General features: G+C 46.0%; 21 protein-coding genes, 1 tRNA gene, 1 pseudogene and 1 riboswitch. Of the genes and pseudogenes, 8 read left to right on the forward strand and 15 right to left on the reverse strand.

The annotated features are described in order from the left end of the window. Positions 1 to 371 precede the first annotated feature (371 nt). Positions 372 to 4,140 (reverse strand): annotated as a pseudogene (locus OM416_RS12050) (LAGLIDADG family homing endonuclease). Between the two features lie 463 nt (positions 4,141 to 4,603). Between OM416_RS12050 and OM416_RS12055 the strand changes: the two are divergent. The 3 genes from OM416_RS12055 (at position 4,604) to OM416_RS12065 (ending at position 8,731) form a co-directional block, all read left to right on the forward strand. Beyond that, positions 4,604 to 6,364: a DEAD/DEAH box helicase gene (locus OM416_RS12055; protein ID WP_264929547.1), complete on the forward strand. Its 1,761-nt coding sequence runs from the start codon at positions 4,604 to 4,606 to the stop codon at positions 6,362 to 6,364. A gap of 3 nt (positions 6,365 to 6,367) precedes the next feature. Next, positions 6,368 to 7,561, forward strand: a complete 1,194-nt coding sequence (locus tag OM416_RS12060) for a YqhG family protein (protein WP_264929549.1) — start codon at positions 6,368 to 6,370, stop codon at positions 7,559 to 7,561. A gap of 213 nt (positions 7,562 to 7,774) precedes the next feature. Next, positions 7,775 to 8,731, forward strand: a complete 957-nt coding sequence (locus OM416_RS12065; RefSeq protein WP_264929551.1) for a hypothetical protein — start codon at positions 7,775 to 7,777, stop codon at positions 8,729 to 8,731. A gap of 105 nt (positions 8,732 to 8,836) precedes the next feature. On the opposite strand, the gene OM416_RS12070 is transcribed toward OM416_RS12065, so the two are convergent. Then, positions 8,837 to 9,055: a YqzE family protein gene (locus OM416_RS12070; RefSeq protein WP_264929553.1), complete on the reverse strand. Its 219-nt coding sequence runs from the start codon at positions 9,053 to 9,055 to the stop codon at positions 8,837 to 8,839. 193 nt (positions 9,056 to 9,248) lie between these two features. Here OM416_RS12070 and OM416_RS12075 point away from each other — a divergent pair, with 193 nt between their 5' ends. Continuing rightward, complete coding sequence (locus OM416_RS12075) at positions 9,249 to 10,037, forward strand: N-acetylmuramoyl-L-alanine amidase family protein (protein WP_264929555.1); 789 nt, start codon at positions 9,249 to 9,251, stop codon at positions 10,035 to 10,037. Here the strand turns inward: OM416_RS12075 and OM416_RS12080 are convergent. Then, positions 10,012 to 10,851 carry a divergent polysaccharide deacetylase family protein gene (locus OM416_RS12080; protein ID WP_264929557.1) on the reverse strand — a complete coding sequence of 280 codons (840 nt, stop codon included), beginning with the start codon at positions 10,849 to 10,851 and terminating at the stop codon, positions 10,012 to 10,014. The two genes, OM416_RS12075 and OM416_RS12080, sit on opposite strands and share 26 nt — an antisense overlap. Before the next feature lie 368 nt (positions 10,852 to 11,219). Here OM416_RS12080 and OM416_RS12085 point away from each other — a divergent pair, with 368 nt between their 5' ends. Further along, positions 11,220 to 12,908 carry a carbohydrate-binding protein gene (locus tag OM416_RS12085; protein WP_413775778.1) on the forward strand — a complete coding sequence of 563 codons (1,689 nt, stop codon included), beginning with the start codon at positions 11,220 to 11,222 and terminating at the stop codon, positions 12,906 to 12,908. Between the two features lie 84 nt (positions 12,909 to 12,992). Here OM416_RS12085 and OM416_RS12090 read toward each other — a convergent pair. Then, positions 12,993 to 13,077 (reverse strand) — tRNA-Leu (locus tag OM416_RS12090). Between the two features lie 178 nt (positions 13,078 to 13,255). Next, on the reverse strand, positions 13,256 to 14,209 hold the full coding sequence (pelA, locus tag OM416_RS12095) for a pectate lyase (protein WP_413775779.1): 954 nt from the start codon (positions 14,207 to 14,209) through the stop codon (positions 13,256 to 13,258). A 428-nt stretch (positions 14,210 to 14,637) separates the two neighbouring features. Then, positions 14,638 to 14,769: riboswitch (cyclic di-AMP (ydaO/yuaA leader) on the forward strand. A 5-nt stretch (positions 14,770 to 14,774) separates the two neighbouring features. On the opposite strand from pelA, the gene OM416_RS12100 reads away from it, so the two are divergent. After that, positions 14,775 to 15,239: a C40 family peptidase gene (locus OM416_RS12100; RefSeq protein ID WP_264929563.1), complete on the forward strand. Its 465-nt coding sequence runs from the start codon at positions 14,775 to 14,777 to the stop codon at positions 15,237 to 15,239. 98 nt (positions 15,240 to 15,337) lie between these two features. Here OM416_RS12100 and OM416_RS12105 read toward each other — a convergent pair whose 3' ends face one another. From OM416_RS12105 to OM416_RS12120, 4 genes are all read right to left on the reverse strand, one after another. Further along, positions 15,338 to 15,667 carry a carboxymuconolactone decarboxylase family protein gene (locus OM416_RS12105; RefSeq protein ID WP_017689352.1) on the reverse strand — a complete coding sequence of 110 codons (330 nt, stop codon included), beginning with the start codon at positions 15,665 to 15,667 and terminating at the stop codon, positions 15,338 to 15,340. Positions 15,668 to 15,809: 142 nt separating this feature from the next. After that, positions 15,810 to 16,028 (reverse strand): hypothetical protein, encoded by a 219-nt coding sequence (locus OM416_RS12110; RefSeq protein ID WP_264929565.1) that lies wholly within the window; start codon positions 16,026 to 16,028, stop codon positions 15,810 to 15,812. A 118-nt stretch (positions 16,029 to 16,146) separates the two neighbouring features. Further along, positions 16,147 to 16,476 (reverse strand): hypothetical protein, encoded by a 330-nt coding sequence (locus OM416_RS12115; protein ID WP_024629266.1) that lies wholly within the window; start codon positions 16,474 to 16,476, stop codon positions 16,147 to 16,149. A gap of 97 nt (positions 16,477 to 16,573) precedes the next feature. Next, the gene (locus tag OM416_RS12120; protein ID WP_062833667.1) at positions 16,574 to 17,155 is read right to left on the reverse strand and encodes a xanthine phosphoribosyltransferase; all 582 of its coding nucleotides are present in this window, start codon (positions 17,153 to 17,155) and stop codon (positions 16,574 to 16,576) included. 204 nt (positions 17,156 to 17,359) lie between these two features. Between OM416_RS12120 and OM416_RS12125 the strand changes: the two genes are divergently transcribed. Further along, entirely contained in the window at positions 17,360 to 18,415 is a 1,056-nt protein-coding gene (locus OM416_RS12125; RefSeq protein WP_062833666.1) for a hypothetical protein, read from the forward strand. Positions 18,416 to 18,548: 133 nt separating this feature from the next. On the opposite strand, the gene OM416_RS12130 is transcribed toward OM416_RS12125, so the two are convergent. From OM416_RS12130 to OM416_RS12155, 6 genes are all read right to left on the reverse strand, one after another. Next, complete coding sequence (locus tag OM416_RS12130) at positions 18,549 to 19,679, reverse strand: glycosyltransferase family 4 protein (protein WP_264929575.1); 1,131 nt, start codon at positions 19,677 to 19,679, stop codon at positions 18,549 to 18,551. A gap of 308 nt (positions 19,680 to 19,987) precedes the next feature. Further along, positions 19,988 to 20,536, reverse strand: a complete 549-nt coding sequence (locus OM416_RS12135; protein ID WP_264929577.1) for a GNAT family N-acetyltransferase — start codon at positions 20,534 to 20,536, stop codon at positions 19,988 to 19,990. 107 nt (positions 20,537 to 20,643) lie between these two features. Then, a complete protein-coding gene (locus OM416_RS12140; protein ID WP_264929579.1) occupies positions 20,644 to 21,684 on the reverse strand; it encodes a hypothetical protein in 1,041 nt (346 codons plus the stop codon). A gap of 97 nt (positions 21,685 to 21,781) precedes the next feature. Continuing rightward, positions 21,782 to 22,585, reverse strand: coding sequence for a Cof-type HAD-IIB family hydrolase (locus OM416_RS12145; RefSeq protein WP_264929581.1), 804 nt, complete (start codon positions 22,583 to 22,585; stop codon positions 21,782 to 21,784). A gap of 46 nt (positions 22,586 to 22,631) precedes the next feature. After that, positions 22,632 to 23,378 carry a pseudouridine synthase gene (locus tag OM416_RS12150; protein ID WP_264929583.1) on the reverse strand — a complete coding sequence of 249 codons (747 nt, stop codon included), beginning with the start codon at positions 23,376 to 23,378 and terminating at the stop codon, positions 22,632 to 22,634. Then, positions 23,375 to 25,072 carry an RsmB/NOP family class I SAM-dependent RNA methyltransferase gene (locus OM416_RS12155; protein WP_264929584.1) on the reverse strand — a complete coding sequence of 566 codons (1,698 nt, stop codon included), beginning with the start codon at positions 25,070 to 25,072 and terminating at the stop codon, positions 23,375 to 23,377. The genes OM416_RS12150 and OM416_RS12155 overlap by 4 nt, the downstream gene beginning before the upstream one ends. A 221-nt stretch (positions 25,073 to 25,293) precedes the next feature. On the opposite strand from OM416_RS12155, the gene OM416_RS12160 reads away from it, so the two are divergent. Continuing rightward, positions 25,294 to 25,842: a thioredoxin family protein gene (locus tag OM416_RS12160; protein WP_264929586.1), complete on the forward strand. Its 549-nt coding sequence runs from the start codon at positions 25,294 to 25,296 to the stop codon at positions 25,840 to 25,842. The last annotated feature ends 49 nt before the right edge of the window (positions 25,843 to 25,891 follow it).

Genomic DNA, 25,891 nt, shown 5'->3' on the forward strand with positions numbered 1-25,891 from the left:
AGTAATAGTTACAAACGATTAAACCGATGTAACCTTTTCTGCCAGCTCATACAGCTGTAAAATCATACTCTAATTTTGTCGTTTAATATAGTGCTTTTCGTAGACTGGCTAAAATTACCTCACACGATTGCGCAAACCAGCATACCCACGCACACATCCATTGAAACAATTGAATTCATAGCAAAAGGCCGCCGACTTGCTCAGCAGCCAATATCCATTATAAACCTATGTCAGACCGGATTGAAAGTTTTGCTCATAATTGCTTCTTCTTGCCTAGGACTCAAGTTAGTTAGCTAAATGACAAAAAGGTATTCCTGACTTCATGATGGAGTCAGGAGTGCCTTTTCTTTTTCCCTTTTATCTAGAGATATTTAATTGCACTTACTGTACCCACAGTTGCTGCATGTTTTGCATCCTTCGACATTCATCAGAGATGCCGAGCCACATGAAGGACATAAATCTCTCGATTCGATAAAGGTTCTCTGATCCTCCACTCGTGGATATGCGCTCTCCACTTGACTCTGTTCTTGTAATGCTCCAGTTTCGTTCTCCTGCACATTGCTCTGTACATGACTTTCCAATGCTTTGGCGACTGCATCTGCAATCGATTCCACCCGGTTGGCTCCGAAACCAATCGCTCCTGAACCGCCAATTCCCTTGAGATGTTTGATCAACAGTTCAACCTTATGCCCATGATCTCCGTATCGCAGGAACAGTGAGCATACCCGACCGAGTGCCTCAGCCATCGCGAACACATCCGATCCTGCTTTGCCCACGTTCAGGAAAATTTCACCCGGGGGTTCCCTCCAGATCATTAATTGTAATGTAAGCCATCCCGAATGGCGTATTTATTTTGTATGTCGCACCGCGTAGTACTTGAGGACGGCTTCTATATTGTTTATCCAGCACTGTAGCAGACGAATAGTTTTGATTGGAAGAAAGAGTCCCAACATCAACCTCGCTATTGAAAGCTCCAACACCTGGCTGCCCTCCGATGTTATTCGGTTTATCTATTGCAGATACGTCAGTCTTCTCTCCTGCTTCCGCCGTGTTCAGATCTTCGGTCTTGTTCTCTCCCTTCTTCGAAGTGGACAACACCTGTACATCCCTGCTGCCGTCGCGGTATATCGTTACTCCCTTGCATCCAAGGTCGAAGGCCAGTTCGTACAGCTCAGCCGTATCCTCCACCGTAAAATCAGCCGGACAGTTGGCCGTCTTCGAGATTGAGCTATCCACCCATTGCTGTATCGCGGCCTGTACCCGGATGTGATTCTCAGCCGACAGATCCATCGCCGTCACATAATAGTCTGGTAAAGCTTCACCCGGATGTTCATCCAGCCAATCTTGTGCAATCGGTACGAACTGTTCATCATAACCTAGACGGCTTTGACGGAAATACTTGAAGGCGAAATACGGCTCAATACCTGTGGATGTGCCCACCATCGTACCAGTACTTCCCGTTGGCGCCTGAGTGATCAGCGTGACATTTCGAATGCCCTGTTTACGAATGGCCTCTCCCACTTCAGGGTACGTCGCAACCATGTTTTTCATGAATCCACTCTGTAAGTACGGTTCAGCTTCGAAAGCTGGGAAAGCTCCCTTCTCTGCTGCAATCTCTGCCGATGCCAGATAGGCCTCCTTTGCCATGAATCCATACAGTTTATCCAGAAATGCAAGAGATTCAGGACTGCCGTATCGAATACGCAGCTTAATCATCAGCTCTGCCAGTCCCATGGTGCCAAGCCCCACCCGGCGTTCACGCTGCTGATTCAGTCTATTTTCCTCAAAATGATATGGTGTTGCATCGATGACATTGTCCAAAAATCTAGCCGAGATGCGAGTAGTTTCCGCCAGTTCATCCCATGCCACATCATGATTCGTCTCATCGTAGAATTTGGACAGATTGATCGCTGACAGATTACATACACCCCAGCCAGGCAGGCCTTGTTCCCCGCAGTTATGAGCAACAATTCCACCAGCGATCAGGGAGTGAGTCACAGGCTCAGTTATGTCATATACAGTTACTTGCTCTCCATTTTCTATTTTTTTAACTTTCGACATAAACTTTTCTGATTTTCTAGAAGGTCTGGCGATTCGTTCTAAAGCATCCTGTTTTCTTGTTACATATTTAAAACCAATCTTCTCTTTAAACAAAAGTAAGTTGTTCCCTGACACGACCAATTCGTAGAAACCATTACTGGAATATGTCCTGTGATCTCCATCTTTTGTTGTGTATTTAAACATAGCTTGTGATGACTTAGGGCGTGCGTAAATAGAGCTGTTGATTCCATAGTTCAGCAAAAGTAGCTGAACGCCCTGCAATAGTTTTTTGGAAGATGAAGTCAATCTTGCGGTACGATGCATCTCATCTCTTTCGTATACAGTACCATCCGCACTAAATAAAGCCTGTAAAAAAGCCGTAATGGTTTTTTTAGATGAAGTAAATATCATTTCTGGAACTTCCTTCTCAGGTCCTTTAACTGCCTTCACACCTAATCTTACAATTTCTTCAATCAGCTTTTTGCGCCACCAATACACTTGTTTTGTTCCATTCGTTCTTTGATATACTTTTGCTCTTACGCCTGATATTTTTTCCCCAGCATCAATCAACTGCGGAATAACTTCCTCATCCTCTGCACCAAAAACCATACCAACTTCACCACGCTTAGAGACCCAACCATCTCCGGTTAACCATCCCAGGAAAAGTCCCCATTCCTCTCCTAGCTGATCTTCCTTGGCAAAAGCTCCTTCGGCTGATTGGATATAAATATAGTCCTCCAAAGTTAAGTCTTTAGCTTGTTTCCAACCTGAATTAGTATATAACTGATGATCAGATGTCACGCTAATTTCCAATCCATTTTGAAGGTGAACTGTTAACGTCTCTTTTATTCCGGTTGGATAAACGCTTGCTGTTCTCAGATGCAATCCCGGAATTTCATACGATCTGCCACCTACAACCTTTGCCTGCGCAACAAGACGATGATCTGTTCCAACTAGAAATGATTTGCCTGCTGTCCGTTTATATAGTTCTTCTATTGTTATAAGGCCGTATTCAGTTGTAATTCTGGTCTTTGGATGAAAACACGGATTAGTACAGATAATCGGATTAAAGTACCAGCTGTTGGACATCTGGTTATAATACTCCATGAATACAACACCGGGCTCTGCCGATTTCCATGCTGATTCAATAATGGTATGCCAGATTTCGCGAGCCTTCAGCGTCCGATAATGCACTACGGAATGGCCTGCGGCTTTCCACTGCTGCATATCCCCGTTCCACTCGGTGTCGTATTCTGGATCACTCGTATCAGGGAAAACCAAATCCCAATCTCCGTCCTGCTTGACAGCCTCCATAAATGCGTTGCTCACACATACAGACAGATTGGCATTCGTCACCTGCCCCATTGTTTGTTTCACGGTAATAAAATCAAGTACATCCGGATGCCAGTCATTCATCATCAACATGAGCGCACCCCGGCGGCTTCCGCCCTGTTCAATCAGTCCAGTTGTATAACTGAACAAGCCGCCCCACGATACGGAACCGCTGGATGATCCGTTGACACCTTTCACCACCGCTCGGCGAGGACGCAAAGAGGACAAATTAATACCAACACCCCCACCACGTGCCATAATTTCCGTCATCTCGGTCAAGCTCCTCATGATGCCACCCCGACTGTCCTGCGGAGACGGAATGACATAACAATTGAAGAGTGTCAGCTCATCGCTTGCTCCCGCGCCCGCAGCGATGCGGCCTCCGGGTACTAACTTCCAATCTTCCAATACGGAGCGGAACTTGGACTCCCACGTTGCCCGCTGATCCGCTGTGGATTCAACAGAAGCCATGGCTTTGGCAAGACGGTCCCACATCTCTTCTGGTGTTTTTTCTATATTAAGTGTCAGTTTCTCCACGTTAGTCTCGATGATCTCTCCGCTTCGAGTCCTTACTTGTACAAGCTGGCCCTGACGTTCTATGATTTCGCCCACTTCCTTGGTTGGAAACTTGGGATCATCCTTGGTTAATACCAATACCACATCTCCGACCTTGGCATGATTCGGATCAGCGTCCTTCCAGGCGTATCGGTCCAGAAATATTTTTTCGCTAAGTCCTTCTAATTGGTACGATCGTTGGTTCGATTTCATCGCTACGTTCAACCTCCCCGGAATAAAGCTACATTTTCATTATAAGAGTAAATTATGACAGAACACCACATATAGTGATATAAATTCAGTATATTACACCATATATTGATTTTACATCCGACTTTTATCATAGTCCATCTTCATAGACTCCCCATACTCGGACAAGCTTCTTGTAAATAAACTGTAGTTCACATTGGTTCAACTAAACTTTTTACACAAGAACGGAGAGGACAGAAATAATCTGAAGAAGCGAAGCGTCCGCCTTTATCCCCGGGTTTTCCCCCTTTGGACAAGGAAATCAAAAAAATCTGGGGATAACAGCGATCGGAAGGTTATTCTGTCATCGGAGTGACAAGTGTAAATATTCCTTATTTGAACTTACATAGTTATGAACTGACTCTCATTCGTCCATACTATTACCTACGAATAAAACGTCATCACGTATGGCAGGGGAGGAAGCACCATGAACCGGAAAAACCCGCACCACACGAATCAACCTGTAGCCGAACTGCCCGTTCCTTTGGAATTTGATCGGAGCTGGATCAATCAGTTGGAATCACGACTGGATAAAGGAGGTCCTTGGGGGGATTACCGACTCTTTCAACTCGGTATTCAAGCCGAAGAGACCAACCTAATTCCCAATTTTGACGAGATCCAATGTCTGAAGCATCTACAAGGCCTTACCCCACTCCCTCACCAGATGGACACTGCACGCAGAGTATTATTTGAAATGTCAGGCCGGGCCATTCTCGCCGATGAGGTGGGTCTGGGCAAAACCATTGAAGCCGGTCTCATTCTGAAAGAATATATGGTTCGGGGTCTCGTATCCAAGGTACTCATTCTTGTGCCAGCCTCTCTTGTGTTGCAATGGGTACGGGAGTTGAATTCGAAATTCGGCATCCCTGCCATTGCCCAGAAAAAGGCCTATTCCTGGCAGAATGAAGTGGTTGTTGCTTCCATGGATACAGCCAAACGGGATCCGCATAAAGATATGCTGCTGAATACCGATTACGACATGATTATTATTGATGAGGCCCATAAGCTCAAAAACAAGAAAACAACCAACTATCAATTCATGTTGAAATTGCGCAAAAAGTATTGTCTACTCCTCACAGCTACTCCTGTGCAGAACGATATGAGTGAGTTGTTCAATCTGATCAACCTGCTGAAGCCGGGTCAGCTGGGTCGTCAGGGTGATTTTGCAGCCAACTTTGTCGTTGACAAACGGGTTCCGAAAAATCAGGAGCAGCTCAAGACCGAGTTGTCCAAAGTCATGATTCGTAATCGTCGCGGCGAAGGCCCGGTCCAATTCACCAAACGGAACGTCTCTAACGTGAATCTGCAACTATCACCTGAAGAACAAGCGCTTTATGATGGCGTGACTTCCTTTGTTAAAGACCAGTACCAGGAAGCCGGCGGCAACTTGAGCAGCATGCTCTCCCTTGTCACATTGCAGCGGGAAGTGTGCAGCAGTCGGGATGCTGTATTCGTGACGCTGGTTAATCTGTCGAAGAAACTTCCGCTGGACTCTCCACTTCGGGATAAGATCTGGGAACTCGTTGCCCATATTAAAGCGATCAAGGAGAATACCAAAGCCGAGAAAACGATGGAACTGGTTCGCAACATGAATGAAAAAGTAATTATCTTCACCGAATACCGGGCCACGCAGGAATATCTGCTGAACTATTTCCGCAACAACGGGCTTACGGCTGTTCCTTATCGGGGTGGCATGAATCGGAGCAAAAAAGACTGGATGATGGATCTCTTCCGCGGGCGTGTGCAGGCCATGATTGCAACCGAAGCGGGTGGCGAGGGTATTAATCTGCAATTTTGCCATCATATGATCAACTTCGATCTGCCATGGAACCCCATGCGGGTAGAGCAGCGAATCGGTCGGGTACATCGGCTGGGACAGCAGAATGACGTGAACATTTTCAACCTCTCCACAACCGGAACCATTGAGGAACACATTCTGAATCTGCTGCATGAGAAGATCAATATGTTCGAGATGGTGATCGGTGGGCTGGATGTCATTTTGGAACGGCTGGAGAAGAAGGAGTCTATTGAGAAAAGTTTGTACAAAATCATGCTGGAATCACAAAATGAAGAAGATATTCGCCGTAAAATGGATTCACTTGGACAATCGCTGAGCTCCATTCAGCGTGAAGTCGCGGATGAGGGCCCTGCTGTATCCGGGTTAGATCTTCGCAAAGGAGGTAGCTGACCCATGACCATGTCTCCCCACGAAGTGCAGGCTTATGTTCTCACTTATCTGGAATCACTTGATTGTCAGATTATGGAGCGTTCCCCTGCCCATGTGACGGTCAAACTCTCGCCTGAGGCAGACAAAGCGTTGACCAATCGCCCCTATTATTGGGGGTTTGTAGAGCGAACCGGAGCACCAGCTGAGACCATGTCTTTCACATTTATATTCGATCCTGACAGCTATCAGCAGGCTATTGAAGCAGCAGAAGCCAAAGCAACGCAAACATCACCTCCCGTTGTAACTGACCCTGCAGGTACGAATGGCATAACCAACGGGAATACCCCAAGTGAGCCACCGAAGGATACCATTCTGGGTCGTTACTTCGGCATCACGCCATCTCTGCCCCAGCTGGGACCAGGACGTATATTGCGTGAAGATGTGGTGTACGGCAGTCGCAGGTTACAACAGATTTTCGGTGCAGCCCGTGAAGGCGGTGCCTTCGTGAATCTGTTCGAACAGGCAGCCAAACGGCAATTGCGTGCTACAGCGCCAGCTGTATATGAACCTTGGCTCGGTGTCTGTTTCAAAGTTGAATTTGCCTGTGACCTGAAACGGGAGGAACTGCATTTTCTCGGCATCTCCCTTCGCTCAGGTGAAATTATAGAGAAATTCGGCACCAAGCTCAATCGACGTGACCTGAGTCCGAGGCTCGCGGAGAACATGCATGTGCAGACAGCGAAAGTTTCGTTATCCGATGCAGGGGCTGCTTTGGAATCTCATTTGACGAACCGCTTGCAGAAACTCGATTACAGCTGGGCAGAGAAAGCGCAAGAGCGACTTGATCTGGAGCTGGACGTGTTGGACACATATTATGAAGCGGTACTCCGGGAAGATATGCCTGAAGTAGAATCCACGGAGAACTTAACCTCCGGCACAGAGACCGGACATTCTGATCGCACGACACCTGTACCACTGAGACCCGTTATTGGAATAACTAACGTTGAACCCATCGGAGCAGATGTAGAACTGGCGGCAGAGTCCGCAGTACAGATCGACACCGAGACAGATGCCGAAGAAGAGAAAGCGAAGCAGGCAGTTATCGATCGTGAAGCCATGAAACTGCAATATGAGACACGCCGAACCGAGATGATCTGGCAATATGAGCCCAAAGTGAAAGTGACTGCGATTAGTAGCGGCATGTTTCACTTAAGATAAACGAAAGATAGACGAAGACACTACTTTTCCTGCAAATGCTGGCAAAAGTAGTGTTTATTCATGATCAGCCACCCGACAGGTTCTAGCAACCTTTGCATAGCCTGTCCCCTAGAATGAAATTAGGGCCAATCAGGCAATGGATAATGGAAAGAAGGTGTTAACTTGAAACGATTCTTTCATATGCGATGGAACAGCGTTCGGAGAACAACTTGTATGACCTTGGGCGTACTCAGTTGTGTCGCCCTGTTCTCCTTTTGGTCGATTGCAAATGCTGAACAACAAAAAACGTCTTCACCAGTGCTCGCATCACCAACAGGTGACAGTACCAAACATCTTGCCTCTGCGGATGACAAATTAGCTCCCACTGCTGTACAACGGTTTGCAGAGCAACAAGCTGTTGCACTTGGTACGGCTAACGCCGAAGCACATTGGAAGAACGCCGAACTGGACTTCTACCCTCTGGGTCCGGGTACACATAGCTGGCTCGTGCAAGCTGAGTTTGAAGGTAAACCGATCGGATATATGATTATTACCGCCACAGAACAGGGACAGATGCTGCTTAGTGAATATGGACAAGGAGAATCCTCACCGTACAACAGTGAACTTCTTGGACAAGCCTTGGATCGACAAGATGTCAACCTTGAGACGTTACTTGCTAGCGGAGGAGAGCTTCATCTTCGTTATGCTCTTCCCCTGCTGGCTTATTGGAAAGTGGAACAACGGAATCATCCAGCACTTTATATTGATGCTACGAACGGAGATCTATTACCGTCAGAGTTACTGAATCGGCTGGAGACTGACTTCAAACAGGTCTCTGCCAGCATAACTAATTTATCCACATCTTCATCTTTAGCAGTCGATCCACTTCATCTGAGACCTGTATTCAATCCGGCTGACAACCTGTTATGGATTACATCCAAACCCGTTGCTGCTAATGAGATACAAGATGTGATAAAGCATGGGAAGAATCAAAGGATTGTTTTCTCAGCAGATAATCGTAATGTCATATATGGCGGTCCTCTGCCGGTTAGCGGTTATCAGCTATGGCATAGTGATCAGGAAGCAGAGTCTATTCCGTATGTAGCGATTGGCGGCAATACGTCCATTCAACGTTTTGTGCCTTTGAGCACATTGCAACAAGATGGTCATTTCTATATCGTGAAGCCTTGATCATCAGCAACCTCTTGAGACACAACAAATAAGACGCCTTCCCATGTTTCAAAGGGACTGCGTCTTTCTTTTGGTTTTACATTGGCGAAATCAGGTTGGCGGTACTCACCCTTTGCCCGAAGAACTTCGTTTATGAGACTGTGTATCGAATTCTTTTTCCTTTTTACCCACCCACAGGGATACAGCAAACGGAATCATACCGAACCATTTCATTGCCCACGGCTCTTTCTTTTTGGCTCGACCTTTGCGCTCATCCTTCGGCGTATCGATATAATGTACTACACGCTGCGTAATGTATTTTACCAACTCATCACTTTTGGCCATAACCACTACCTCCTTCGCTCCTGCTCAATCACGGAGCTTACGATAGTTCTATTGTGTGCAGGATGTGCAATGGTTAAACATTTTTTTATTGAAACGAGTATGAAAACCCTCAAAATGCACAGTCTAATGCCAAAGGTATCCATACAGTCTTTAATCTGCATCCGGTACCATTTCATGAAGGAGTGTGTATTCCATGTATAAGCTGCTGACCACTTCGGTGGCCTTGCTCATTAGCTTCCATTGTCTTCCCATCCTGCCCCACCATGTCGCTCATGGAAAAGCAGCCTATCTTGATTTTGCCGTATCTCAAAGTTCAGATCATTCCATTCCGTCCCAAAACAGTCCATCCATGTTGCCGGTGACTGATGGAGATGCTTATCGTTCCAGCCATCATGCCTTTGCAGCACCGGTTATCCTGCTCGACGTAGGCCATGGCGGGATTGATGGTGGTACATCTGCACAAGGTGTACTGGAAAAAGATATCAACCTCGCCATTAGCCAAAAGGTGTACCTCCTGCTTCGTAGCAAAGGTTATGCTGTCATCATCAACCGACTTGGTGATTATGCACTTAGTGATGAGAACCGCTGGCTGAACAGCCGCTCCCGTCATACCAGGGATCTTGCCCAACGTAAAAGCCTCAGTGAAGAAGTGAGTACCGATATCGTGGTCAGTATCCATGCGAATTGGAGTCCCAGAGCGACTGCAGAAGGCCCGGTGGTACTTCACCAAAAGGAAGGCAGGAGTTATTTGCTTGCCCAATCCATTCAGAACGCTATGAACGAGTTGTACGGGACTGGACATGGAGTCGTGTGGGGCAAGCCCTTTTATTTATTGAATTACGTGAAGCAACCTGCCGTCATCGTCGAAACCGGATTTTTGAGCAATGCGGCAGATCGAGCCAGAATGAGTGATCCCGCAGAACAAAAACGAATCGCCCAGTCGATTGCCAACGGTATTATTTATTACCTGTCGGTAGTATAGGTGCAGGTTGCCATTGCCACACATCGCGTACCAGATCACCAATACCTACAAACTCAACCTGACCCTGTAGACGGGAGACTGATTCACGAACCACTGCAGATGTGTTTAAGCCCGTATGACCAACATGACCAATGACAACACAACGATCCTTGTCCATCGCATGCTGAGCAGCCAGATCCAATTGCTTGCGAATGTGCTGCTTGGAGTTTTGATCATCCAGGAAAATGTCATTACCTACAGGTGGCATATTTTTGGATATCGCAAGTTCCCCCACCACGGAGCGAAAATTCGTACGGCTGTCTACAAAGAAGAGGCCACGCTCCTTGCATACATCGAGCACAATGGACATGATGCGTTTATCGGAAGTGATTTTAGAACCCATGTGATTGTTCATGCCAATAGCGTGGGGCACATCATCAATCGCTTTCTCCACGCGTTCCCGTACTTCTTCATCGGTTAGATTGGATGTGATTGCACCCGGGCCCAGCCACTCAGGTCTTCCTTTCTTGGGTTCCATGGGCATGTGCACAATCACATCCATCCCCTTTTCATGTGCAGCGATCGCATCTTTCTTCGTTGTTGGTAAAAAAGGCATTACCGCTACCGTCAGTTTGACTGGCATCGCCAGGATCTCTGCCGTTCCCTTCATATCGTTACCAACGTCATCAATGATGATCGCCAACCGTTTATGATTTGATGGGGACTCAGAAGCTGTGGCTGTAGACCCTTCTGCCGAAACACCAACGTAAATCACAATCAAAAATGTCATGCAACTGGCCAAAAATCGATAATGCTTTCTCTTTTCCCTCATCATGATTCCCTCCCCGTAGATCTGTGTTCTCATTGTTTGATAATGAAGGGAGTTATATGTAAGCCAAAGCCTTCCTTAAATATCGACAGCCCCCGTTGAATAACTCCACATCAAATGAGTATCGCTATTCCATTCCTCCTTCTTATCTCAGACAAGAACCGTCATTGAATATATCGATAATAGAAATAAATTAGAAAAAATACTGTAATTTGTCAGGTTTTCAGTTCAGGAATAATTTAGTAGAATCAACAATTGAAAGAAGCTAAAGTGCTGTATATCTTTCCTATGATTTAAGGAAGGAGGTTTTGAAAGGGTTTACATAAATGAAATGCCAGACCATCAGCTATTCTACTATTTGCTATTTGAGGAGGATGAAAGTAGTGAAATTCAAACTGAAAAAGACGATTAACGTTTTATTGGCCTGCTTAACAGCTCTACCTCTCATGCTTAGTCCTACACAAGTTTCGGCAGCAAGTGATGCCACCATTAATTTATCTTCTGAAAAACAGCTCATTCGCGGTTTTGGTGGTATTAACCACCCTGCTTGGATCGGTGACCTTACGGCAGCACAACGAGAAACTGCTTTTGGCAATGATCAGAACCAGTTAGGCTTTTCCGTACTCAGAATCTACATCGATCCAGATCGAAATAACTGGTCTCGTGAAATCGCCACAGCCAAACGCGCTATCGAAAAAGGTGCTATCGTATTTGCATCCCCATGGAATCCTCCGAGCGACATGGTTGAAACGTTCAATCACAATGGAGATACCAATGCAAAACGCCTAAAGTACGACAAGTATACTGCATATGCACAGCATCTTAATGACTTTGTAACCTACATGAAAAATAATGGTGTGGACCTGTATGCCATTTCGGTACAGAATGAGCCCGACTATGCACATGACTGGACCTGGTGGACACCTCAGGAAATTCTTCGTTTTATGAAAGAAAATGCAGGCTCCATTCAAGGTACAAAAGTCATGGCACCCGAATCCTTCCAGTATCTCAAAAACATATCTGACCCAATTCTGAATGACCCGCAGGCGCTCGCTAATATGGACATTCTGGGAGCACACACGTACGGGACACAGATCAAAGATTTCGCATATCCACTCTTCAAGCAAAAAGGAGCGGGTAAAGAACTCTGGATGACCGAAGTCTATTATCCGAATAGCGATAGTAACTCCGCAGACCGCTGGCCTGAAGCGCTTGACGTTTCCTATCACATGCACAGTGCTATGGTTGAGGGTGATTTTCAGGCTTATGTATGGTGGTACATCCGCAGACAGTATGGACCGATGAAAGAGGACGGAACGATTAGTAAACGCGGTTATAATATGGCTCACTTCTCCAAATTTGTGCGTCCAGGCTATCTCAGAGTGGATGCAACCAAGAACCCGGATACGAACACATTCGTTTCTGCCTACAAAGGGGATGACAAGGTTGTCATTGTGGCGATTAACAGAAGCACTTCTGCAACGAGTCAGAAATTTGTTTTGCAAAACGGTAATGCTTCCACGGTATCCTCATGGGTAACCGATAGCAGTCGCAATCTGGCAAGCGGAGCACCAATTACGGTCTCCAATGCAACCTTTACTGCTCAACTCCCTGCTCAAAGTGTAACTACGTTTGTCGCTAATATTACGGGCAGCGGTGGCGGTAATACGGGGAGTGGTACTACGTATGAAGCAGAGACAGGAACGACGCTCTCCGATGCTGCAATTGAGACGATCTATCCTGGCTACACAGGATCAGGGTATGTTAATTTCAATGCGTTGACGAACTCGGGCATTCAATGGAATAACATCAACAATACGATAAGCGGCACCAAAAACGTAAAGTTTCGTTATGCGTTGGAAAGTGGCACCCGTAACCTCGATGTTTTCGTGAATGGAACCAAAGTGATCAGCAATACCCCATTTTCTGCAACGGGTAGCTGGTCCACCTGGGGTGAAAAAACAATTCAAGTACCCATGAATTCGGGAACCAATACCATTAAAGTAGTCACGACCGGTACTGAAGGACCGAATATCGATAGTATCCAGGTGTCCGCTCAGTAACTCATTTTACGGTACAAGTTGTTTATGTACAAAACAAAAAGGTTCCTCGAAGGCGTTAGCCTAACGAGGAACCTTTTTTTTCGATGCGGTCGAGAGGACTCGAACCTCCACGGGGGGTTAGCCCACACGGACCTGAACCGTGCGCGTCTGCCAATTCCGCCACGACCGCATATTGTCTATATCCGTGATATGTATCTCGGCGACAAGAAATAATATATCATGTGCAATCTATCATGTCAACACTGAAAATTATAACAATAAAGCCCGAGCCAGACGTCCATGTCTGATTCGGGCTTTACTTATCGTTACTAGGAATTAACTCGATGAAACCTGAGGCTTGTTACGAATTACAGCTTGGAAGGCCAGTTGCCATACCATGCATAGCCGCCTCTTCTTTCTTTATCAATATCACTCAGTTTGTATCTAACTACCCCGTCACGACCAATAAAGATCGGTTTATCTGTTCCCACTTCATAGAAGCGAGCCCAGATCGGTGCAGCTTTGGAATCAGCGATAATTTTGCTGTCCCCGTTTGCTCTTTCATACTTGTAACCCGTAATTTTGACTTTGTTAAACCAAGCTTCCGCTGCTTTAATGGATGCTGTAATTTTAGCATTAGCAGGTCTGGTTTTCAGGAATTTAACAATCGTTACACTCTCTCCAGCCGTCAGCGATGGTACTTCATAGATTCTTGCGCTTGCCGGTTTAAGGGAACTGGAATCATGTTGTTGTCCCCATGCTGTCAGCTTACCGCCGGAAACGACCTGTGTATTCAGAATCGCATCCACACCTTTGGCAACTGAATTTTTGCTGCGGTTAGCAAGTGTGCTGTCGATAAACGAGAAGTCACCTTTGCGAGTTGCTACTTCATCCAGCATGATCATTACATTAATCATCGCATCATCATTGTAAGTGATGTGTTTGTGATATCCCGAGCTTTGATAGACTTGTGGCCATCCACCGTTTGAATACTGCATGTTGATCAAAAAGTTAATTCCTTTGATTGCAGCTGTGGAGTAACGCGGATCATTAGTCTTTTTAAATTCCTTCGCCAATCTTCTAATTTCTGAGTATGTAGCCTTGTTGTCAATGGTGGACTTCGCCCATTCTCCACTTGTTTGCTTATAGTCTTTTCTCCAACCTCCATCTGGCAGCTGGTTCTTCAGAATATCAGAAATACTTGCTGTCGTACCTGTTGCATCAGCAGCTGATACCGTTGTTACAGGAAGAACTGCCATTCCAACTGCTGAGAATACCATCGTACATGCCAGAACAAAAGTAACTATTTTTTTTGCTTTCAAAGATAACACTCTCCTATGTTTGTTTTTATAAATCTCCCACTTCTACCTTACTTATAAAACTAGTCCCTTAACCTCCTTTATTTGAATTTATAACACAATAAAATCAATTTTCATCCAATATGTGGATTGGATAAGAAGATAATATGCAATAAATCGATTTTTGTCAATATATGCAACTTAATGAATATAATCTCTTAAATTGAACATTACGGAATAGTTCTTTTAACTCATGACAAACCTATTTATTTATCCAAAATCGTCTTAAGCGAATCAATAATGACGTTTTTGTCATGAATGATACCCAGACTTGATCCCTTCTTTCATATAAAAACCGTAATTCCGCTAACATTGAGGTATTACGAAGGGGTTTAAATGGGTTTGACAATTACGCATTTATGCAATATAGTTTCAAATAGTTACAAAAACTTAATTATTCATTGCCGAGTTTCATGTTTGAAAACGGGGGAACCATTTTGGGTGAATTATTCTTATACATAGGAAATATAGGGAACCTTCTACCGAACCCTTAGCTAACTCCGTAGGCATCGAAGGGAGAACATTGATTTTGAAAAAACTGATAATCTCCATTTTTGGAGCAGCTGTACTATTTACATCCGGGGCAACAAGCACAGAGGCAAGCAGTATCAACTCCGTAGTGAACAACATGACAGGTATACCTTACAAGTGGGGTGGCACGACTTTGGCCGGCTTCGACTGTTCCGGGTTTATGAGATATATTTTCAACAAATACAGCATTGAATTGCCACGTACTTCACAGCAGCAAGCCAAAGCAGGTACTCCGATATCGAAAAGCAACATTCGCACAGGTGATCTGGTGTTCTTCAATACGATGGGCAAAGGCATTTCACATACAGGTGTATATATTGGCGGCGGACAATTTGCACATGCTTCCAGTAGTAAAGGTGTAAGTATTACGAAGTTATCGAATCCATACTTCAATGATCGTTATGTGACAGCACGTCGGGTAACTGGACAATTTATGTACGATAAAATGTTGGGTAAAATGTAAGTATGATATAGAAAGAGGAGGCTCCGGATCACCCGGAACCTCCTCTTTTGTTTGATTAGACATTTATGGACTAATCCTAGTACTACCCTTACCTAGACTTAATGCAACGCCTTCTGCACTCGCATCGCACCCTGAGACAGGGCATGTCCGCCCCCTACAGCTCCGGCAACGGCAACGGTCTCCATGATCTCCTGATCAGTTGCACCCTTGGCACGAGCTTCTTCTACATGGTAGAAGGTACATACCTCATTATTGGCGAACAATCCAATTCCGAGCGCAATGAGCTGTTTCGTCTTCGCATCAATCACACCCGGTTGAAAGCATTCTCCGGTAAACTCATGATACGACTTTACCACACCAGGCAACACATCGCTTAATGCTCCAATCTGATCCTTGTAGGCATGAACTTTATCATTCATCAATGTCATGGCTTGTAGCACACCCTCTCGGCTATAGTTACAGATCGTCCTCACTGTACCTATCTTCTCTCCCGAGTGAGCCAATTATGCCAAGAAATCATGGTAATTCCAAACATTTAAACGCTCATGGTTTTGCCGCAATTACAAGGAGTTACTCACTAAGTGCACTCTGGCGCGGCTCGCTGAACAACTGATATCGGTAACTGCGATCCAGCTTGACGACACGTCGATTCTGACGACGGATGAGTACCTGCTCGCCATCCCAGGCAACCACAATCCCCGTTACATCGTTTGATTCCAGCTCGTCCCGTACTACTCTTACTTTCTCACCTGACAGACGCAAAGCGTCCAATTCTGTATCACTGATCATGTCATGGCTCCTATATTCCAAATTTATTTACAAAAAGAGACCTAAATGAAATGTCATTTAGGTCTCACGTGACTGTATTGGACTGTCATGTCATTCGAAATTATGTCCCGACTGAGAGTTACCGCTGCGCGTGCTCTTTGCTGTCGTTCTTCTCGAACCAAAAATCAAGCACTTTGGCGGACATCACACGTTCTTCAAGGTACTCCACTTGATGCGGTGTAAATTGTTCTTTCCAAGAGAAGGACAACTCTTCGCACAAGCCTACAATCGTCAGTAATTCTGACCAGGCAACATAGCGTTTGTACCAGAAAAATTGAGGATGTTCAATCATATAGGGATAAAGGTCATCGAATTCCGTATGTTTACAATCCAGGGCACGTTCAAAATGAACTTTCGATTCCGCCAGCTTATCAATAAAAAATTGTTCTGTTGCCGGTTGGTTCCCCATGGTGTTGCCTCCTCTCCCTAACATAACCCCATTATAAATGAAATCCGCGGTCATGCAAAGGCATAGTTCAAAAAATAGGCCCTATTCCTTTAAAATGTCACATTTCGTTATCGTCAAATTGTACCGTTCCATCGTTCAGAGAACGAATACGTACCAAGGCTTCCACCGGAATACCCTGTTCACGAATCGTGCGTGCCCCTGCCTGGAAACTTTTTTCGACCACAACGCCGAATCCGACGAGTTCCGCACCGGAACGCTCAATAATTTTGATGACTCCGCGAGCGGCATCTCCATTGGCGATGATATCATCAATGAACAGAATACGATCATTCTCATGAATGAACTCGCGGGATACCATAATGTCTGTCACGATTCCTTTGGTAAAGGACGGTACACGTTCACAGTAGGCATCAGGATCAGCCAGAAGCGTTTTTTTGCGACGGGCGAATACAAGCGGCACCCCCAGTTCATGGGCTGCAGCAAAAGCAACCGGAATCCCTGAGGATTCTACCGTAATTACCCGAGTTACTCCACTTTCACGAAACCGGGCAGCAAACTCCCGTCCCATCTCCATCGTCAATGCAGGATCAATCTGGTGGTTCAACAGACCATCCAGCTTCAATACCTGATCCGAGATGACAACACCTTCTTGCAAAATTCGTTGTTTCAATACTTCCATAATTTGACCTCCCAAGCCTATCCTATGAGGTAAAAGTATCATATATCTATCTATAAGTTCAAGCGAAATTGACCGAGGGCTGTCCTTAAGATGTAATTCCGGCCAGAGCTTGCTATCGATTGTCATGTCTTTCGTGGGTCAAGCATACCTTGTACCATGGTACCCGCATGTCCAAACTATACAGGGGCCTGAGAGGGGAAACACATGAAACAGGCATTTCGGGTGCTGCAGATCGCATTTACATACATCGGAACGGTTGTCGGAGCCGGCTTCGCCACAGGGCAGGAAATATTGCAGTTTTTTACCCAGTATGGCAAATGGGCCACCATCACCATAGGCTTATCTACCATGCTCTTTGTCTGGTTAGGTACCAAAATGATGCTGATTGCTCACGATACCGGTTCACGCTCTTATGAAGATCTAAACAAACATTTATTCGGCCACAAAGCAGGCAAATGGATCACTTGGGTGACCCTTCTCATTCTCATTGGCGTGAACAGTGTTATGCTCGCGGGGGCAGGTTCCGTTTTTGTCGAACATCTGGGTTTGCATTATCAGACGGGTCTGATCGTCACACTTGTAGGGACTTATCTGCTCCTTGGTCGGGGGATTCAGGCCATCCTTCAAATGAATAGCATCGTCGTTCCCATGATGCTCCTGTTATCCCTGCTCATGATTACCAGCACCATTCATCATCCAGGTGCTTCCCGATTCATCACACTGACGACAGACTCAAACCCCATTCAGGTGTGGTTGTCTCCATTGCTATACACCTCGTTCAATCTGGTGTTGGCCCAAGCCGTTCTTGTGCCCGTGGGTAACCAAATCCGCAGTCGAAGTGTGCTAAAGTGGGGCGGCGTGCTGGGAGGCATTGGCGTAGGCTTCATGCTGATGGCAGCTCATTTTGCCATGTCAGCTCAGATGCCCGGTATCATCCAATTCGAGATCCCGATGGGCAGCATTGCTTTTCAACTTGGATGGGCAGTGCAATCCGTATATGTATCCCTTATTTTCATGGAAATATTCAGTACTTTTGTAGCCGATATCTACGGAATGACCTTGCAACTCAGACAACATATACGTGTGCATCCCCGTTTCATTACATTAACCATTATGCTGTTGTGTTACTCACTCAGTCAGTTTGGATTCAGTTCTCTGCTATCCATCCTGTACCCCATCTTCGGAAGTATGGCACTCATCTGGGCTGCCAAATTGGTGCTGAACCGCTGGGGCACCTTTCGTGGACGCAACAATACATAACTTCACGGTTATGTATTTCATGAATATGAGCATCATTTGGTTCATGACCACAAGTTATCGCGCGTAGTCTTTCCTGAGAAATGACAAGAAAGCCGCTGTATAGCACAGCGGCTTGCACTTGTTACTCTCCGTTTTAGGCTTGGCTGGGGAACTGCAGGTACATCTTTTTCAGCTCATTCACCGATCTGCCGAGCGAGTAATGTGTTTTGGCTTTTTCACACGCCGAACGGGCAAGTTCATAACGGTAAGCTGGATCCAGCATCACCTTTTCAAGCGCTTCAGCCAATGCAGAAGGATCTTCTGCCGGTACGAGCAACCCATTGCTACCGTTCTCGATCTGTTCCGGTATACCACCTACATCCGTGCCCACAAGAGCAAGACAGCTCAGCGCCGCTTCAGCGAAGACAGAACCAAATGCTTCTGCCCGTGAAGGAAGTACAAAAATATCAAAGAATGGCATGAATTCCTCAGGGTGCAGTGTATAACCATAGAAGATGGTTTCATTATAGATTCCTAACCGCTGCGCCAATTCTTCCAGATCAGGACGAATCGGTCCGTCTCCAATAATGTGTAACACATAATCATGACCTCGACCCTTCAGTTCCGCACAGGCTTTGAAAAGAATATCCAGTCCTTTCGCCGGAACAAGCCGACATACCGTCACTAGCTGTGGTATGGCATTATCATGGGGAATCGGCTTAAACCGCTTCTCATCAAATCCATTGGGGATCACACCGATGACATCAGGTTCCTTCACGTGGGGAGCCAGATAACGACGGAACGAATCCGACACCGTCAAGAGGCGCTCTGCCTGGTGCTCCAGCTCACCGTATATCGCAAGCAGGAATCGATGCTCTGGTCCATCCGTTTCAATACGTCCATTAAGAATTAATTCTCGTTCATAACTGGAGTGAATCGTCTGAATGAGGGGGGTATCCGGGAAAACCGTTTTCATCGCGAGTCCTGCAATCGGGTGGTGTGCATGGATCAGATCATAGGGCTTCTGAATGCGCAGTTTGGTCCACCATAGATAATCACGATAGGTTTGAATATATTTCTGGACAACAGGACTATCCTGATATTCGGTCCAATCAAATGTTTGGAACTGAACTTCCTCTCTGCCCTTGTTGCGAATTCGTTTCGGCAACGAGAACAGATCCATTTCCCACCTCGGGGTTGTAAACCTCTCCTGCATATACGGAATCATAGAGGATACACCTCCGGGCTGCTCCGGAGGAAAGAAAAGCGCCTGCAGCAATTTCACCGTTAGTTTCCCCCTTTCTAGCTTACGTTCTTTCAATGCATCTACATCCATGATATATCAGAACATATGTTCAGTAAAGATTTAAAATGAGAATCCCTCTCAACTGGCCTATCCTCTGTCCAATGCACATCCCTTTATTTTGTCTGAGTACTGCTCTATTGTCCATTATGACATAGGGAAGCCTGAACATCCAAGTCGTATATACAACATATTCACGAACTGTGCCCCTCAGAAGCAAAAGCCGCAATGCCTCCGTCAATCTCTCACGGCTGTCTGCAACGTACTTATCGAATAGCTATGCCAGTATTTTAGCTCAGCAAGTCTACTAACTTCTCATATGTGCTGAAACCATCTTTCTCGCCCAAAAATGTATAACCGTTCCGCGCATAAAAGGCGTTCAACGTTGCGTTGCTCGCTCCGCAGTCCAAGCGGACCGTATGTTTGTCTTCAAACTGTATCCCGCTACTGGACCATTGCAATATCGATCGCCCCAGACCGCTCTGAGCATATTTTCTTCGAATCGCCAGCCGATGCAGGTAGATTGCGCCATCCTCAGCGTGAGCTTTTGAACCCCAGAGTTGAACATCCCACGGGCTTGGCTGAACCATAAGGATGACCATGCCCGCTACGTCCGCTCCTTTTTTGAAAACAAACACATCCCCACGCCGAATAGCCCCTGCCGTATCATGTGAATCTTCTCCTTTAAGCAAGCCGTTCCACTGCGAAGACCCCTGACTCTGTAGCCATTCGGCTGTCTCCACCAGCAGTGAAATCACATCCTCCGTATCCTCAGGCTTCGCCTGAACGGCTTGAAAACCATCGTTAATATATTCGCTACTAATCCTGAATGAGTGCATGATTGTTCTCCTCCGCTTCCTGATCTCTATCAAACTAATGGTACTATAACGGGAAATGAATTTTTCGTCAAAATGAAAACAAAAAAAAGGTAAAAGGCCGCTGCCTTTTACCCATCTATTCTGGCTTCATCAATAATCTGATTCCTATATAACATCGTAAGGTGTAACGTATCAAACTCCATTTCCTTATCCAACTCCTGCATCAGCACTTCGACCAGACTCTTTCGCTGTATGCTGGTTCCAGGAACATCGTAATCGATGTATCCCGTCAGATCAGATTGAGAAGTGTCTATAGTTGCAGTTCCCACAGGCAGACCACCACGTTCCTGAAGAAACAGCTCATATACCCGGAACTCCCGATCCTTACGTTTCAGCATGACATAACACGCTTCTTCGGCAGCCTCCAACTCATCCATATCTGATTCATTCGTATCCTCAAGCTCCTCGGAGAAATCGCGATGTATCCACTCTATCGCCTCGAGTTCGTTGCCCTGATGCCACATGCGGATCGTAATCGTATCAATGATATCCTCATCCAGTTCTCTGACCAGCAACTCTGCCGCGGCTTCCAATTGATTCTCTTCAGGCTCATCATACCAGTGTATTTCACCTTGAGCATCGGCGCCATATTGTTTTAAGGAAGCTTCCGCAAGTTCCTGCCCATCGACATCATTGAATATATACGTTGATATGCTTCGTCCTGCACTTACCATTTCCATCTCCAGAACATGGTCCCGATCTTCATATGTAAACGATTCGGCTTGTGAACCAGGGATTACCTTAACCTCACTGCTGTCTATATCGTCATAACGTTCCTTGTCATGAACCATGTCTTCGGATGACCATGCGGTCTCTGACTCAGGCTTGTGCAGAACCGAATGTAATGAACCACAACTGACCAGCACTTCATAATATGCAGCTTCCAACGCATCTGCAAGAGAACGGACATAGGCATGCACTTTCTCCACGATACGTTCTTCTGTATCATCTGGCAGTGACTCCTGCTCGATCTGAAGACTACCAGATAAGCGATCTCCTTCTCTATATACAAGGAACAGTGAGCCTGCATATTGACCATTGACCATCACATCCTGCACTTCTCCACCTGATGTACGCAGGTCAGTAACCAATTCCACATCATGTTTCATTACCTGTCCTCCTCCATTCCTAACGTTATTCTCTTAGGATACCCCTGAGGACGGTAGATTATGAGGGAAGCGTGCATTTCAAATATAAGATGTAAGGTTAGACGGATAACACATGTTTTTGGATTGCGTGTGCCACACCCTGTTCGTTATTGGAGAGTGTCACCTCGTCCGAAGCAGCTTTTACCTCATCCGGTGAGTTATCCATAGCGATGCCTTTACCAGCAAAAGTCAGCATCGTAATATCATTGAAGTAGTTGCCAATTGCCATGATCTCCGAAGGCAAGATTCCCTTGGATTCGGCAAGCCGTTTGAGCGCAGCACCTTTGGACGCTTCAGGATGCATCAGATCAATAAAAAAGTCACCACTCCGCGTCATATAATAAGGCAGATTCCAAGTAGACCACTCTTGCAGTACTGCATCCATCTGTTCAATCGGACCAAATGCAGTGAATTTGGCGAGTGGCTCTGTCATGTCAACCCACTTGGGTAGCTTCAGTGGCTCCGCCAAAAAGTTGTAGTACATCTCACGCACCTGCAACCCCAAACCTTCCGGTTGATCCACATACAGACCAAAAGCCGTATTGATATCAAAATGCACGCCATTAGTCCGGCAGTAATCGATGATCGGTTCCAGTCCTTGTCCATCTAATGCAAAATGATGAACCACTTCACGTGTATCCACTTGTGCCGTTACGGCACCATTATGTGTAATCACATATCCATCCAGTCCCATTTGCTCCATAAAAGGAATCGTGTTCGCAGGACCTCTGCCTGAACACAGAACGATCTCTGCTCCCTGACGGGAAGCACGGATCAAGGTCTCCTGAGTCCATTCGGTAAGTTCATGATGATCATTCAGCAGTGTTCCATCTACATCAAGCGCAATTAATTTATAGGTCATTTCAGCTTCATCCTCATCTCTGTAGTAATCGCACCCAACCAAACCCTCACTTCCGTAGAAGGTTCAACTCGTCTAAAGTTAGTTCACGATAGCTTCCGATCGCAAGATCCGAAGCCAGTTCCAGCTCACCCATGGCCACCCGTTTTAGATAGATCACTCGCTTGCCCACCGCCTGAAACATACGTTTCACTTGATGAAACTTCCCTTCGTGAATAATAAGCGAGATCGACGAGATCATGCCTTCTTCCGTTTCTTCCTGACCAAGTATAGTCAGTTCGGCCGGCAGCGTCTCGTATCCGTCATCCAATTGAATGCCCGCCTTGAAACGTTGCACATCCGCTTCATCCACGTTTCCCAGCACACGGGCTTCATAGGTTTTGGGTACATGTTTGCGTGGAGATAACAGATCATGGGCAAGTGGACCGTCATTCGTAAGAATGAGCAGTCCCTCCGTATCCTTATCCAGTCGTCCTACAGGAAAAGGATTGAACACCCGATCCTCTTTGTGCAACAGATCCAGTACCGTCTTATCTCTGTTATCCTCGGTAGCAGACACGACACCCGGAGGTTTATGCAACATCAGATAGATCATCTCCCGATACACAATCCGCTCGCCATCGGCTTCAATGACGTTGACCTCGGGATTCACCTGTATACCACTGTCTTTCACCGCTTTGCCGTCCACATGGATTCTGCCTTGTTTCACCATCTTTTTGAGTTCACTTCGTGTTCCCACACCCATATGGCTTAATATTTTGTCCAGACGCAGCGTTTGTTTGCCTTTTCCACTCATACCGATGTCCACCTCCAACCTGCCGGATATTCATTCTTCAGCACACCATCCAGCCATTTCCCCCAGCCAGCGGCATAACCATCTACACATACAAGAACGTACCCTTTGGCAAACGTATCCGCCTTGAGCACCACTCGTTCTTCTTCAATATTTAATGTTTCACCCTTGAGGTATCTCACGGCTTCGCCATCAGCGGATGACAGATTTACGCTTCGCCGTGCTTCAGATGCATTCAGAGCACACGCAAGCGGGTGGGACGGAACAAATCGTCCATTCTTGATCGTGCCCATGAACCAGCCTGGACGAATGACTTTCAGTCCCTCCAACCGAGCTGCACCAACCAATGATTGATACACACGGTCTCCGTAACATACCGTTTCTCCGACTAACTCAACCTCCAATTGTTCTTTCATAAACTGAGTATAAACCGCAATCGGATCAATACTTGCCTGATCGACTCCGCGTCCCTGCCCCCGTTCCGATTTACGTCCACCGTGATCTTTACCTTTTTTGCCCTGTCTGCCCGAACTCTTGCCACCACCAGCCTGTCTGTCATGAGACTCTCTGGATTCGATTCGCAACAAACGTTCCTTTTTACGATCAGCCTTGGTCATAGCAATTGAAGAAGCAGCAATAGAGTGATCCTTGTTCTCCTCTACTTCAATATTGGACACATCCACGACCTGTCCATACTCCATTGCTCCTTCTTTAACTACTCCAGATTGATCTGTTTCTAATTCTTGACCTGCACGATGCTGCAATACAGCGACATAATGCCCTTCTCCTTCCAAAAGGTGAGGCCACAATCTTGCGGTGCCACGCGTTTGATCCAGTACAGCTTCCGTCTCTTCTGCCTTCTCTGGCATCGTCTGACGTACCCATTCCGGACGTCCTGGAGCGAATCCATTCTCTTCAGGAATGTCCCTGACTACAAAATCACGGTTTACATTCAGGAACTCCGCAATCATCGCTTCGTTTTCCTCCGGCGCAAAGGTACATGTCGAATATACGATGGTTCCTCCCGGGGCCAGCAATCGTGCCGCAGTCTCCAAGATATCCCGCTGCATGAGCACACATTTTTCCACCGAATGATGTTCCCACGATTTCACCATGTCCTCATCTTTGCGAAACATGCCTTCACCTGAGCAAGGCGCATCAATTAATACTTTATCAAAATAATGAGGAAATGCATTCGCAATCCGCTCGGGCGACTCATTCAACACAACGGCGTTCCGCACCCCGTACAATTCCACATTCTTGGCCAGCGCTTTCGTGCGTTCGGCATGGATGTCGTTCGTGACAAGCACGCCCTTGCCTTGCAGCTTTGCTGCAATCTGTGTCGTTTTCCCTCCTGGAGCAGCACACAGATCAAGCACGCGATCTCCAGGTTCCACCTGCAATAATTCAACTGGAGCCATAGCACTTGGTTCCTGTATATAGTACAGACCTGCATGATAATAAGGGTGCAGCCCCGGTTTAACACCATGAGGTACATAGAATCCTGTCTCACACCACGGAATAGGTCTTAGATCAAACGGAGCAATCTCATCGAATTGTTCCATCGATATTTTCAACGTATTCACTCTCAGCCCCGCGTGTGGAGACTGATCATAAGATTTCATAAATTGTTCAAACTCATCGCCCAGCAAACTTTTCATTCGCTCAGCAAATATCAAAGGTAGCTTTACACCCATATTCCCACTCATCCTGTCTTGGTAAGATTGCATTATCGTTTTATTTTATCATATCCAAGCTTTGCTTTCCTATCATATCGTATCTATTCCACTACAGCGTGTAATGTAGTATAATGGCAAGTAGATTGATTCCTGAGCAAAAATTCGGGTGTTTATGCATATTATCCCAACCTCTATTTTTGCCCAAACTATATTTCGATATGATCGATGGGGGATGTCCAATGAAATCCAAGAAGAAAAAGAAAAGTGCTGCGATCCTTATATTCCTGGGTGTTTTAATCATTATGATTGCAGCACTGGTTGTCGTAGACCAGCAATCCAAGAAACAGATGGATTCAGTGGAAAATGCTTATGGCATCGCTGCTTCCAAGCTTAATCCAGCTACACGGGAGCTGCTTAATGATTCAAACTATCAACAAATTATTGTTCCAGCTGATCTCAAAGCCAAAATCGATAACAAAGATAGCTTCTTTGTTTATTTCTTCGCTTCCGACTGCTCACACTGCCGTGCCACAACTCCTCAGTTGATGCCACTGGTTGACAGTGAAGGTATCGAACTTCCGCAATTCAACCTCCGTGAATTCGAAGCAGGATGGACCGATTACAACATTGAGTTCACGCCTACACTCGTCTATTATGAGGCTGGTGTCGAGAAAGACCGTATGGTTGGCGGACTGCAAGAGAATGGCAGTGACCAAGGCTATACGCTTGATGATTACAAACAATTCTTCCAAAAATATAAAGGCAGTGCCGCTCCTTCGGCAAGCTAACGGATAGAAATATGACGCAACATTCAAAAACACCCCGATCGTTCCCTTT

This window comes from Paenibacillus sp. LS1, assembly GCF_026013365.1.
Lineage (GTDB): Bacteria > Bacillota > Bacilli > Paenibacillales > Paenibacillaceae > Paenibacillus.